Annotated in this window: 12 protein-coding genes; all 12 read right to left on the bottom strand. The window is 28.1% G+C overall.

Annotation, left to right across the window (positions count from 1 at the left end; genetic code table 11):
- Window positions 1–7: 7 nt before the first annotated feature.
- The 12 genes from NSA50_RS11845 to NSA50_RS11790 all read right to left on the bottom strand — a co-directional run bounded on the left by NSA50_RS11845 (window position 8) and on the right by NSA50_RS11790 (window position 14,430).
- Window positions 8–1,087 carry a BMP family lipoprotein gene (locus tag NSA50_RS11845; RefSeq protein WP_195265877.1) on the bottom strand — a complete coding sequence of 360 codons (1,080 nt, stop codon included), beginning with the start codon at window positions 1,085–1,087 and terminating at the stop codon, window positions 8–10.
- 204 nt (window positions 1,088–1,291) lie between these two features.
- Window positions 1,292–2,041 (bottom strand): response regulator transcription factor, encoded by a 750-nt coding sequence (locus NSA50_RS11840; RefSeq protein WP_195265868.1) that lies wholly within the window; start codon window positions 2,039–2,041, stop codon window positions 1,292–1,294.
- A 12-nt stretch (window positions 2,042–2,053) separates the two neighbouring features.
- Window positions 2,054–3,805 (bottom strand): sensor histidine kinase, encoded by a 1,752-nt coding sequence (locus NSA50_RS11835; RefSeq protein WP_195265866.1) that lies wholly within the window; start codon window positions 3,803–3,805, stop codon window positions 2,054–2,056.
- Window positions 3,806–4,084: 279 nt separating this feature from the next.
- Complete coding sequence (locus tag NSA50_RS11830; RefSeq protein WP_195265862.1) at window positions 4,085–5,686, bottom strand: CTP synthase; 1,602 nt, start codon at window positions 5,684–5,686, stop codon at window positions 4,085–4,087.
- 169 nt (window positions 5,687–5,855) lie between these two features.
- Window positions 5,856–6,158, bottom strand: coding sequence for a hypothetical protein (locus NSA50_RS11825; RefSeq protein ID WP_195265860.1), 303 nt, complete (start codon window positions 6,156–6,158; stop codon window positions 5,856–5,858).
- Window positions 6,159–6,287: 129 nt separating this feature from the next.
- Window positions 6,288–6,704 (bottom strand): YwiB family protein, encoded by a 417-nt coding sequence (locus NSA50_RS11820; RefSeq protein ID WP_195265858.1) that lies wholly within the window; start codon window positions 6,702–6,704, stop codon window positions 6,288–6,290.
- A 240-nt stretch (window positions 6,705–6,944) separates the two neighbouring features.
- Window positions 6,945–7,607 carry a stage II sporulation protein R gene (gene spoIIR / locus NSA50_RS11815; protein ID WP_195265856.1) on the bottom strand — a complete coding sequence of 221 codons (663 nt, stop codon included), beginning with the start codon at window positions 7,605–7,607 and terminating at the stop codon, window positions 6,945–6,947.
- A 59-nt stretch (window positions 7,608–7,666) separates the two neighbouring features.
- Window positions 7,667–8,509 (bottom strand): 4-(cytidine 5'-diphospho)-2-C-methyl-D-erythritol kinase, encoded by an 843-nt coding sequence (gene ispE / locus NSA50_RS11810; protein WP_195265854.1) that lies wholly within the window; start codon window positions 8,507–8,509, stop codon window positions 7,667–7,669.
- A gap of 137 nt (window positions 8,510–8,646) precedes the next feature.
- Window positions 8,647–11,259, bottom strand: a complete 2,613-nt coding sequence (cphA, locus tag NSA50_RS11805; RefSeq protein ID WP_257445322.1) for a cyanophycin synthetase — start codon at window positions 11,257–11,259, stop codon at window positions 8,647–8,649.
- A complete protein-coding gene (locus NSA50_RS11800; RefSeq protein WP_195265895.1) occupies window positions 11,240–12,076 on the bottom strand; it encodes a cyanophycinase in 837 nt (278 codons plus the stop codon). The genes cphA and NSA50_RS11800 overlap by 20 nt, the downstream gene beginning before the upstream one ends.
- Before the next feature lie 158 nt (window positions 12,077–12,234).
- Window positions 12,235–13,818 carry a DUF3794 and LysM peptidoglycan-binding domain-containing protein gene (locus NSA50_RS11795; protein ID WP_195265849.1) on the bottom strand — a complete coding sequence of 528 codons (1,584 nt, stop codon included), beginning with the start codon at window positions 13,816–13,818 and terminating at the stop codon, window positions 12,235–12,237.
- A 375-nt stretch (window positions 13,819–14,193) separates the two neighbouring features.
- Window positions 14,194–14,430: a Veg family protein gene (locus NSA50_RS11790; protein ID WP_008676552.1), complete on the bottom strand. Its 237-nt coding sequence runs from the start codon at window positions 14,428–14,430 to the stop codon at window positions 14,194–14,196.
- Between the last annotated feature and the right edge of the window lie 35 nt (window positions 14,431–14,465).

Here is a 14,465-nt window from a genome sequence, read left to right as displayed (position 1 = left end):
CCTCCATTTACTCCTCGTATTTATTTAATTTAACCCAAGTTTCAAGTTCATCTTTATTCTTAGGTATATTTAACTCATCATTCACTATTTTTGATTTTATCTTATTAACAGTTTTCATAACCATTGGATCTAATTCTACTTCTGACCCTTCCCTAGTAATATCTATAATACCTTCTTTTAATCCTGATAAATGTACCCCATCATTCCAAGTGTTATCATTAATATATTTAATTTCATTAAATATAATTTGATTCATATATCTTATAGATGTAGAAACTATAACACTCGGATCAAAATAATTTTGATTTTCATCTACTCCAAATGCATATCCGCCACTTTCTTTAGCTGCTGAAAAGACACCAAGTCCTGATGCTCCTGCTAAGTGTTGTATATATTTAACCCCTTTGCTATACATCAATAACGAAGTTTCCTTAGCCTTAAGAGGATTTTTAAAATCGTTTACTATAGCTGTCATAACTTCCCCCTCTGGATTAATATATTTAAATCCAGCTTCAAATCCTATTGATCCCTCTCTTAAATATGGCACGTCCATTCCTAATATTATTCCTGCTTTACTCATATATCCCGTCTTCTCATACTCTTCTTTACTTAATATTCCGGAAATAACTCCATTCAAAAATGCCTGTTCTTCCCATCTTGTATAGATAGAACTTATATTTTTTGCTTCAAGCTTTGAATCTATTAAAGTAAACTTTTGATTAGGGTATTTTTTTGAAACCGCTTTCACATCACTTTCTTGTTCAGGACCAATAGCAATTATTAATTGATATTCTTCTGTTTCTGCAAATTCCATTATGCTTTTTTCATACTCTTCAGGATGTATTGGTTCTGCATAATCAAATTCTATACCTAACTCCTTCTGCGCTTTTAGTAAACCATCATATATTAAATCATTAAATGACTTATCTCCTAATCCGCTTCCAGTAAAGATAACTGCTATTTTTAAGTTTTTTTCTTCCTTTGCCTTTAAGCTATTATTCATATTAACACCTAAGGATGCTACAAAAACTATTGTTATAATTAATATTAATGTTCCCATCAATATTTTATTTAACTTTTTAATCATTTAATCTCCTTTATAGTGGATAATAACCTATAATATCTTTTATTCAATCTAATTATACATTAATAAACTCTTACTTTATATAAAGAATATTGATATTAAATATAATTATTTGGATATAATTTTATTATCAATTCATTATTACTTATCTTATATTTGTAAAATATTGATTTTCTATAATTTATTTGACATTTTGTTATAACATTATCAATACCTATCTTCTTCTGGTGAAATTCCTGTATACTTTTTATAATTTTTTGAGAAATATCCCGCATTAGAATAACCTACTTCTAAGGCAACTTGAGATATTTTCATATCTGTATTTTTTATTAACTCTTTAGCTTTGTTTATTCTATAAATAGTTAAATACGTACTAAAATTTTCTCCTACTTCTTCTTTAAAAAGCCTTGAAAAATATTCATGCGATAAATATATGTGCTTAGATACATCCATAAGAGAAATATGTTTTTTATAGTTATCTTCTATATACTTTAGAGCCTTTTCTATCGATCTCGAATATACTTTAGACTTAATAATATTCTGCTTATCTAATTTTTCTTCAGTTGTAATTCTCACCTTAGATTTTATTATTTCATTTATCTTGTGGAGTATTTCACTAAGTTCCTTAGGCCTAATATCTGATTTTATTAAATACTCGTAAACTCCACAACTTATAGCTTCTTTAGCATATGAAAACTCTGCAAAATTTGTTAGTATTATTATATACACTTCTGGTGCCACTTCTTTTATTCTTTTAGAAAGCTCTATCCCATCCATAACTGGCATCTTTATATCTGTTATAATGACATCTGGTGTACTCTTTAAGACAATATCATAAGCTTCCTTTCCATTGCTTACACTTCCAACTATATTGAAATCCTCTGAAATATTTTTTATAGTGTATCCAATCCAATCTCTTATTGGTCCCTCATCCTCTACAACTAATATATTTAACATAGTCCATCCTCCTTATTTAGGTAATTTAAATATAATCCTTGTCCCATTCCCTTCTTGACTTTTTATCTCGATCCCATAATCCTTTCCATAATTCAATTGTATTCTTTCATGAACGTTAATCAATCCCACTCTATTTATAGATTCTTTATTCTTAAAAACATTATTTATTTGAATGCTACTCATTCCTTTACCATTGTCACTTATTTCTATAATTATATATTTATCGTTTACATAACCCTTTATTTTTATCTCACCCTTATTATCTTCGTTCTCCATACTATAAAAAATAGCATTTTCAACAATTGGCTGCAATATTAATGCCGGAACCATTATGCTTTTTATATTTTCATCTATACTTATATCTACTTTAAATCCACCAGGATACCTAATTTGTTGAAGTTCTACATAAGTTTTAACTACTTCTATCTCATCTTCTAATGAAATAAGTTCACTAGCCCTAGGCAATATATTTCTTAATAACTTCGAAAATTTATATAACATTTCTTCTGCATCATCATTTTTATTCATAGAAACTAAAAATCTGACTCCACTCAAAGTATTATACAGAAAATGAGGATTAATTTGGGCTTGCAAGAAGCTTAACTCTGCTATACGCTTTTGTTTTTCCTTTTCCTTTATTTCCTCTATAGAATCATCCAACCATTTAACCATATTGTTAAATGATTCTTCTAACATGCCAATTTCATCATCTCTATCAACCTCAACTTTAACTTTTAAATTTCCTCTCATTACTTTTTCTATTGTATTTTTTATATTTATAACTGGTTTAGTAACCCAAATAGAAATTTTATAAATAACTATAAATGAGACAATGGTTACTAAAATTAAAGTTAACAAAAACTTTTGTGTTATTTGCTTTATCGGTTGTCTAACTATATGTAGTGGTATTTCTTCAATTATTGACCATCCATATCTATCTAATGTAGATACCATCTTCATAAACTCTACATTATCTCTTTCAAATATTGAGTACCATTCCTCTGTTTCTATGTAATTTCCATAATCTAATTTTTTATAATAATTTTCTCCTATTAGCCTTTTATCTTTGCTTGATATTATATTTCCTTTTATGTCTATAATATATATATTTCTACCATCCTTAATAATCTTATTATACCTATCATAAAGCATTTTCTCACTTACATCCATGATAAGAACTCCTAATGTTTCATCTGAAATCAAGTCCTTTATTACTCTTCCCATTCTAAATATACACTTATAAGGCCCTATCCCATCTTCATCTTCAAATGTACTGATAAGAACCGTACTCCCATCAGCTTCAATTATTTTATTATACCAAAGCTCATTTTTTATCGAATCCATCGTATATTTATTTTTAGAATACGTGCTAAAATTTAAACCGTTTTCAGAAATTACATAAAGCTCAGGCTTCATATTATACTTTCCGTATTTCCATACTTGTTCGTTTAATAAGCCTTCTACATATTTACTAGAATCCATAACATCATCTGTATTTTCTATTACTTCCTCTGCTTTAACAGATAGAGCGCTTACTAATTTATTATCCTCAACGATGTTATTTCCAATCTCCTCAATATTTGATACTAATATAGAAATATTATCTGAAACTTCTTCTAAAATTTCACTATTCATTTTCCCCATTTCAACTTGAACTATCTTATTTGTATCCTTTATTGACCACGTTCCTATAACTACAGAAACTGCTATTATAAATAAATTTAAAAGTAAACATAACTTTAAAGTTATACTCTTTGTTTTCATAAGCTTAAACCTCTTGTAATATATTTGCATCTTTTATACAAGTTATTTTACTAAATTTATCTCATATATGTCCATCTTTATTCTACTAAAAGTATTTAGATATATAAGTTATTATGAGGATTATTAATTAAAGCATGTATTTTGGAATAAATAAATTATTATTGAATTAATCATATAATTTATATTATTTAATTTATCAGCTTTCTCACTGAATAATAGCATATTTATATTTTATATTAATAATAAAAGCTGAGAGTGTAGCCTCTCAGCTTTTATTAATTACTTTTTATTTAATGCAGCATTAATCAATCCACTAAATAATGGATGTGGTCTATTTGGTCTTGATTTTAATTCCGGATGGAATTGTACTGAAACATACCATGGATGATTTTTAACTTCAACAATTTCTACTAGTCTTCCATCAGGGCTAGTTCCAGTAATAGCCATACCCGCTTCTTCTACAGCTTTTCTGAATTCATTATTAAATTCATACCTATGTCTATGTCTTTCATATATTAATTCATCATTATAAACTTCATAAGCTCTACTGTCCTTATCTAACTTACATGGATATAATCCTAATCTCATAGTTCCACCTAAATCTTCTATATCTTTTTGATCAGGCATTATATCAATTACAGGATATTTAGTCTCAGGATCAATTTCAGCACTATTTGCTCCTTCGTATCCTAATACATTTCTTGCAAATTCAATTACTGAACATTGCATTCCTAAACATATTCCAAGAAACGGCACATTATTTTCTCTTGCAAACTTTATCGATTCTATCTTTCCTTCAATCCCTCTGTCTCCAAAACCTCCTGGAACTAAAATACCATTACAGTCTCCTAAAATTTCACTACTATTATCTTTATTAACATCTTCAGCATTAACCCATTTAATTTCTACATTACAATCATTAGCTAAACCACCATGATTTAAAGCCTCAACTATTGAAATATATGCATCATGTAATTCTACGTATTTCCCCACTAAAGCTATCTTTACATTTTCCTTTAGATTCTTTACCTTTTGAACCATTTGAATCCATTCAGTATTATCTATATCTCTGCAACCTAATTCTAATTTTTCACAAACTAATCTATCTAAACCTTCTTTATGTAACATAAGTGGAACTTCATATAAGTGCTCTGCATCTAAGTTTTGTATAACACATTTAGCTTCTAAATTACAGAACAATCCTATCTTAGCTTTTATATCGTCTGATAATTCCTTCTGAGATCTGCAAACAATAATATCTGGCTGTATCCCTATACTCCTTAACTCCTTAACTGAATGTTGAGTTGGTTTTGTTTTTAATTCTCCAGCTTTTCCTAGGTAAGGAACTAACGTTACATGTATAAAACATACATTTTCTCTACCAACCTCATATTTAATTTGTCTTATCGCCTCAAGAAATGGTTGAGACTCTATATCTCCAACTGTTCCACCAATTTCTGTAATTACTACATCTACTTCTTTTTCTTTAGCTACTCTATAAACTCTATCTTTTATAGCATTTGTAATATGTGGTATTACTTGAACTGTACCACCTAAGTATTCTCCTCTTCTTTCTTTGGATATTACAGACCAATATATTCTACCTGTTGTAACATTATTATTTTGGCTTAAATTTTCATCTATAAACCTTTCATAATGCCCTAAGTCTAGGTCTGTTTCTGCTCCATCATCAGTTACAAATACTTCCCCATGCTGATATGGACTCATTGTACCTGGATCTACATTCAAATATGGATCGAATTTTTGTATAGAAACTTTAAGCCCTCTATTTTTTAATAATCTCCCTAATGATGCTGCTGTTATTCCTTTTCCTAAAGAAGATACTACTCCTCCCGTTACAAACACGTACTTAGTTTTCATACTTTTCCTCCAAAAAAATAAAATTTTTTAATTTATTTTCTTGACACTAAATCCCCTACTTGATATAATCATAATTACCTCACTATTTATGATGGGTTTATAATGCCTAAATTCAATAAATAGTATGATATCATAGAAGAATAAAAAATTCTAGTACTTTTTTATTTATTTATATTATTTTATTTAATCCCTCTTCAATTTTAAAATACATTTCTCTGAACTCTTTATTTATTAATAATTTTTCTTGAGCTTTATTGATGTTATAATTAATACTTTTGTCACTAATAATATCAAGCATTTCTTTTACTTTTTCTTTATCAAGACACTTGTAATTTTTTAATAATAAAAGAAATATATATTTATTTTCTTTCTTTTTTAATTTCTTATTGATTTCTCTTGCGTCGATTCCTAAGTGTGCACATAAAACATTTATAACTATAGTTGTTTTGTCTAAGTTATTTGCACAATTCACAATATCACCTCTATTCTCTATATTATTTCCATTATTTACTCTACATATTCATTTCTATCTAAAAAAAATAAAAACCTTAGTAAAAAAGTTTTAAATATACACTTAGTTACTAAGATTAATTATACAATATTAATTTGTCTTAACATTTACTGCTAATTTAGTTGTTATCGGAGGTTGACCTGCAAGTTCCATTGAATATTTAGCTACTATGTCTCCACCATTCTCATCTATATCTACTTCTAAATATTCAGTATGTATTTGTAAATCTAAAACTCCATATGGAGTATTATATAATGATATAGACGTTTCTCCCTTCTTAAAATCCATTTTCGCACTTGTACTACCTTCTCTTTCAAGCACTAATGCATCATTAAGCATAGTTAACGTAGTTGTCGTTCCATTCATTCCTGATATTTCTGTTTCTTCATATACAGCTTTAAATCCATCTTCTGTTACAAAAAATTCCCCTGGAGTAACAACTTCTATAACATCTTCTTTGTCTAAATCATTAAAACTCCTTAATGATATAACTGCTTTCTTTTTCATCTAATCCCCTCCACTTAATTTTATTTACTTTCAATACTTTTATAACTATTTATCTTTTATAATAAAAACTAAAATCAACTTGTCCAAAACGTATATCAAGATTTCAAACTTAATAAAATATTTTTATTAAGCAATATATTTCATCTACTATTTTATTTTTTTGCACTATAGTTTATTTATAAAATATAGTTTAGATTTATTAAAATAAATTATCAATATTTATATTTTAACTTTTATAGATTATTTATCCTTATCTTTAAATAAAACCTCAAATATTTTAGATTTAAATTTAATATTAGCTTTTTTATTCTTATTTTCATTTTCAGACCTTATATTATTTTCATCTTTAGCTTTTTCTTCAGAAAGCTTTTCTTCAATTTCTTTAGAGTCAACTGCATCTTTTGTTCCATCTACAAAACATAAAGGAGGAAACATTACACACCACCAATTTTGCCCCTTTGCTTCTCCTATTAAAATTCTATAAGCCTCATATTCTCCTTGAGGGAAAATCAAATCACCATAAACCTTATCAGGGAAATTTTCTCTTGAAAGCATACTTGTTACATCGTATGAATATCCATTTTCAATAACAGTATTTTTTGCAATTAATTCTATTTCTGATTTGTTACTAACTATAAATTCTCTTGCTTCACTTAGATCTTTACAATCCTTTAATTTATCTGAAACATACTCTATAACTTTATCTCTTACTTTTAATTTTAAATTTTGATCCTCTTCACTATCACTATTAGCTATAACATGAAATCTTATTATCTCATTGACAATATCATCATAAATCAATTCATGATTTTCTTCAACACCTTGTCCAATTACAACACCAGAACATCCTGTCATACTAAATATAATAAATATTAAACAAATAATAAAAACTCTTTTCTTCATAATTCAAAACCCCCTTATAGCTAAATTATTGCCACATTTCGGAGGTTTATACTTACAAATTAAATTGTTCTTGTTATAAATACATCAGAATACTTTTCCTTCATTTTTTCAAAACACCTTTGAGCCTTAAGCATATCATCAAAGAACGCAAAAACAGTAGGGCCACTACCACTCATCATAGTTCCCATAGCCCCATTATGCCTCATCTCCTCTTTAATACTTATAAGAATTTTATGCTTTCTCAAAGTAACATTTTCAAGTAGATTCTTCATATTATCGCAAACTATTTTCAGATTATCATTATTAATGGCATCTATTATTAAATTTGTATTAGGATGGTTTCTAGCCTTTTCCATATTAAATTCTTGATATACACTATTCGTAGATACCCCAAAAGGCGGCTTGACTAAGACTATTATCTTATCTTTAAACCCCTTTAATTCTGTAACTTCTTCACCTATTCCTTTACACAAAGCAGTTCCACCCTTTATACAATAAGGAACGTCTGCACCTAATTTCAATCCAAGAACCATTAGTTCCTCATCAGATACATTAATGTTAAAAAGAAAATTCATTATCTTCAAAACAGCAGCTGCATCAGTACTTCCACCTGCCAATCCTGCACATACTGGTATATTCTTTTTTATATTTATATTTACTCCACTATCTATATTATATTTTTCAATAAATAATTGTGCAGCCTTATAAGCTAAGTTTCTCTCATCTGTTGGAACATATGGTTTATTACATTTTATAGTTATTTCTTTTTTTTGCTTTTCTATAACTATTTCATCATACAAATCTATAGATTGCATAATCATTTCTAACAAATGATACCCATCTTCTCTCTTTCCTACTATATCTAAAGATATATTTACCTTAGCATAAGCTTTCATTCTCATACTTTTGTTTCCTTTCAACTATAATATAAATATTTTAAAATAAACTTCAGAGATAACTCTGAAGTTTATTTTAATTATATATTTTTTTAGTAATATAGTAAACTAGGAATACTTAAACTCTAACTCTAATTTGAAGCTTAGATATTAGATATATTTCTTTCTTCTCTGTAACTAGAAAATTTATTTATAATATTTACTAATGGTTTCATATCTTCAAAAAATACTATTACCGTATCCCCACTATTAGCCATATTAAGTGCTTTTTCAAATGCATCTTCTTCCCTTAATATAACCTCATATTTCTTTCTATCACTACTGCTTCGCATACCATCAACTATTAATTGGGCGATTTCCCCTTGCTTTCTTCCTCTCAAATCTTTATCTTCTTTTACTATACTATAATCTAAATATTTAGATGCTATTCTTCCTATTTCTTTAGCTGTCTCATTGCTTCTATCTCCTGGAATGCCTATTACTCCGTACAACATCCCATTATTGATTTCTTTCACAGCAGATAGAACTGAATTATATCCATCCACATTATGCCCATAGTCCAATATGACATTTATACCATTTACATCATAACAATTAAATCTACCTGAATTTTTATGTGAGTTTAATAGGTAAGTTGTAATTCCATTTTTTATCATACAGTAGTCTATTCCCATTCCCACTAAAGCTCCACATATTGCCAAAGTATTTTCAATGTTAAAGGATAATTTTCCATCTAAAGTTATTGGTACTTCTTTTATGCCACATATCACATATTTCTTTCCATTGTTAGAAACTACAATATCATCATTTTCTAAATAAACAGATATATTACTTATTTTGCTTTGTTTTAATAGTGGATTATTTGAATCCTTACTAAAGAATATTATATTAGCTTTTATTCTATTTAATATAGATTTACTCCAATAATCATCTGCATTTAATACAACATATCCATCCTCTTTAACTACTTCTCCAACTAATGATTTTACATAGCATAGTTCTTCCATGCTATTTATTCCATCAATGCCTAGGTGATCTTCTCTAATATTAGTAATTACTGCTACATCAGCTAAATCATAAGCTAAGCCTTTTTTAATTATCCCACCTCTTGCAGTTTCTAAAACAGCTACATCAACATCACGATTTAGTAAAACAGATTTGGCACTTTCAAACCCTGTATCATCACCACTATCAATACATTCATCATTTATATATATTCCGCTAGTACTTGTCATTCCCACACAGTACCCCATTTTGCTTAAAGTATGGCTTATTACCCTTGTTGTTGTTGTTTTTCCATTGGTACCTGTAATTGATACAACAGGTATATTGTGTGGCTTATCATTATATAGCATATTAACTATTTCTTTACCTATATCTCTCGAAATACCCTTACTTGGATTTAAATGCATTCTAAGCCCTGGGGCAGCATTTACCTCCATTATTATTCCGCTGTTATATATAGGTTTGGATATATCTTCTGCACATATATCTATTCCACATATATCTAAATTTAAAGTTTTAGCAGTTCTTATACATAGATTTATATTTTCTTCACATATTTCATCTGTATAATCTATAGCTTCTCCACCAGTTGATAAATTAGCATTTTTCCTTAAAAATATAGTTTCTCCAGAAGTTAAAATATCATCTAATTCTTTTCCTTGTTCATTTATACATTTAATTACTTCTTCATCAATCTTTATTTTTGTTAAATACTTTTCATGATCTTCCCCTCTTTCAGGGTTTTGATTCAATTTATCTATAAGTTCAATTACCGTATTGATTCCATTTCCTTCTACATAAGGAGGCATTCTGCGTGATGCAGCTACAACTTTATAATTAACTACACAAACTCTAAAATCATTTCCTTTATAATATTTTTCTATCATTAAATTTTTAAATTTATCTTTAAGTGTTTTATATACATTTAATAATTCTTTTTCATTTTTAATATTAAGAACTACACCCTTTCCCTGATTACCATATTGAGGTTTTAACACTACAGGATATCCTATTTCTTCTGCAGCCCTTAATAAATCTATTATATTTTTAACTCTTAAACCTTTTGCAACAGGAATGCCCTGGTTACTTAACAATTCTTTTGTTAACAGTTTATCACAAGAAATATCAACAGATACACAATTTGTATTAGCTCCTATAGAAGCTTCAATTATTCTTCCTTGTTTCCCATATCCTATTTGATGAAAATTTCCGCTCCCAAGACTGATAACAGGTAATCCTATTTTTTGAGCATAATCACATATCGATTTTGTACTAGGTCCCATTGATTCATCTCTCAAAATACATTTTAATAGCTCTATTCTTTCATCATAATTTATAGGTATTTTATTTATTAACGCATTTATTATATCAACTGCTAACTTTATACTTTCTATACCTACCTCTTCATATATATATTGACAAATTATATAATAATGATCGCCTTCTACCTCTCTTGCTTTACCATAGTGTACATCAATTCCTATTTTATTTTGTATCGCTATAGCCATATGCTCACATATATGAGCTAAGTATGTTCCTTCTATTAACCTTTTTACAAATCCTCTTTCTTCATCAATTCCACATCTATGTGTATTTAATTCTGGAATCATATTAATAATATTATCATTGAAATCTTCTATGTCTTTACTCGGTATTTCAGAATACCCTTCTAAATCAACATCTACTTTCATACATTTTTTATAGGAATAGATGTTTTTTCCCTTAAAGACCTTAGTCTCTATTATCTTCATCTTTATTATTTTCCTCCTCAAAAGGTAACTTCGTTAGTAGATTAAATCTATCTCCTTCTTTTAACACATGTAAATTTACGTTAAACATACTTAATACTTCATCATAAAATTGTTCGGATACATTGCTATGTGTTATATTTCTAGCATCCAAAAAATATACAGCACCAGTTCCAATAACTTGTGCTATTCCACTATCTCTCACTACTATAGCTGTATCCTCATCTATACCAATCCCTAGAACCTCTGGATTTTGCGCTATACCTGTTAGTAATCTTCCAATTCTACCTCTTTGCGCAAAATGTTGATCTATCATTATTCCCTTTACGAACCCAAGCCCAGGAGCCATTTTTAAAGTACATTTTCTTGGAGATTCATCATCATCTCCTTTAACCACCATAGTATCACTCATAACAGAAGCTCCTGCAGATGTGCCTACTATTATACAACCTCTGGAACTTGCCTCTTTTAATGAATCATAAATAGGTGTTCCCCCTACTAAACTTGTTATACGTAATTGATCTCCACCCGTAAAGAATATAAGTTGTGCTTCTTTTACAAGATTTATATTTTCTTCATTTAAAGAATCGGCTCTCTCTTTTATATTTAAACCTTTTATGTTGATAACGCCTAACTGCTTAAATACTTTTGTGTATTTTTCCAATGCCTCTGTTGGATATTCTGTTGCTATTGTAGCAATTAAAATATTGTCTTTTTCTTTATCTATGGAGTTACATACTTTTTTTAATATTTCTTTATCGCCTTCTTTATCTTCTGCTCCTCCGATTATTATTAAATCGCCTTTAATTTTTTCTGCCATTTTCTCACCTCTTATCTTATGCATTCCTTATTTTATCCACCCTAGCAAAATATTATTCACTATAAGATGCAATTACCAATTCCACTAAAAAAATAATGATTATAGAATAAATAGAAATCTATTCTATAATCATTATTAAATACTTTAATTATTAAGAATTAAAATATAGCTCTTCCCGGTATTATTAATTTATCGCCTTGTTTTATGTTTTCATTTCCATCTAATTCATTTAATTTATTTAATTCATCCATAGTTGTATTATATTTCTTTGCTAAGTCCCATAAAGTATCACCTTCACCAACAACATATATAGTTATTGATGATTTTTTTTCTTTAATTTCAGCTGGTCCTTCAACAACATCTATTACACATTCTTTATTTACTTTATGACAAACCTTTATAGTAAGTCCAACATTAGCTCTTATAGAAATCGAGTTTCCTTCTATGCTAGCATCCAAAGTTTCTAGAGATATCTTTATTAATGCATTCATTCCTTTTTTACTACCTTTTATATCTGCAGCAGTAATAAATGGAACTTCTCCTGTTACCATACCATAATTTAATTCTTCACCTACAAGTCTATAAATAACAGATACTTTAACTACCCCTTCAACTTTAACTTTGTCATCTTCAACCATTTTGTCTGTAACAATAGGATGACCAGTTACACATATTATCTGTTCTAATCTATCTTCTTCATTTTTTAACTCTATATTATCTTTAGCCATAGCCTCTGTGTTTGTTATTGAATGTATAGCTCCGAACTCTTTATCATCTTTTTCAAGATCAATATTCATAGTTGGACAGTATGCATCCTTTAACATTTCAATCTTATCTTTTGAATAAACTTTAACTCTTCCTTTAACCAAGAACTCTATGTCTACTACTCTATTTTCTCCTAAGTCATCTAAATTAATTGCACATTGTTGATCTTTAATATTTAAGTTTAATGAACTAATCATATCACTTGATATACCAGGCATTTCTTCTTCTTTTGATAGATAAACATCATCTTGTAAAGTTATAAGTTCTTTATTTTCTTTACCTTTATATAATACCTCAATTCTACAATAGCAACCAACATATACCTTGTCTTCTACAATCTTAATTTCTTTTTTATGAACATTCATAGCACATTTTAAAACTTCTTCAATTTCAGGTTTATCCATAGTTACTTTAAGCATAGATTTACCTATTAAATCAACTTCTTTTTCTCCCTTTACACCGTTAATAACTTCATCCTTTTTCTTAATTTGTATATCTTCTTTACCTTCAATATCCTTTACGTATTCAAATTCACCATTTTTATATACTTCCCATCTTAGGGTCAATATACCATCAATACCTACCTTTCTTTCATTCATCCAATCAGCTTCAATATGTTCTATCTCGCACTCAACGTCGCATAATATATTATGTTCATCACTATTAAGATCAAGATAGTTGGCAAATTTATCAGTAAAAACAACTGAATGTATTTTATTTGATGGTGAATCTGTTATAGTTTCATCCTTTGGTAAATAAAATACTATATAATTTAATTGCCCTTCTACCATAATCTTGTCTCCAAGAATCTCCTTATTAGTTATGGTAGCTTTTGCATCTACTCCCAATACTTCTTTCATATCAGGATATTGTGAATCTCTTATTAGATATTCTCCCTTTAGTACATGATTAGTTAAATTTTCTCTAAGTAATTGTTCATAGTGAACGACTTCTTTTATTACATCTATTTGTGACATATAATCCCTCCCATACAATACCTAGTATTATATATATTTATGACTATATATATTTATTCATGCTTAACTAAAATATTGCTAAAATAAAAAAATCAAATTTCAACATTTTAATTACTCTTATTTACATTATAGGATTGTTTATCTAAATATATGTCGAATTATAATAATTACCTAAGATTTTTTTCTGTTTTTTTAAATAATATGTTGACATATAATAAAATATGTCGTATTATAAAAGAGTTTATTGACCATATAACCTCTCATAAATTCTCAATACCCTTTTATACCATAGTTGAAAGATGGAAACCCACCATCTTTCTTTTTTTTTATAAAAATAAAAAAATATAGAGCTTCCATTAAAAGAAGCTCTATTCTCTATAAAGCAAAATATAATTGTACTGTCTTAGTTAATACATCTGAATAGCTGTATGTTACTGTTCTTTGAATATCATTTTCTAGTCTTACTACAAAAATGCTTGGGTGAGCACTTTCTATTACTCCGTTGTTTACTAGGATTTTTTTTCTCCCACCGTTTGCCTTCAGAGTTACTTTATCTCCTATATGGTCTTCTATATCCCTCTTTATAGCGGCGATAGTCTTTACTTTTTCCACATAAACACCTTCTTTCTAAATAATATTATACACCC

Origin of the sequence: Clostridium mucosae, assembly GCF_024622765.1 — a bacterium.
In the GTDB taxonomy this organism is placed as follows: Bacteria; Bacillota; Clostridia; order Clostridiales; family Clostridiaceae; genus Clostridium.
This window is presented reverse-complemented; position numbering and strand designations above follow the sequence as displayed.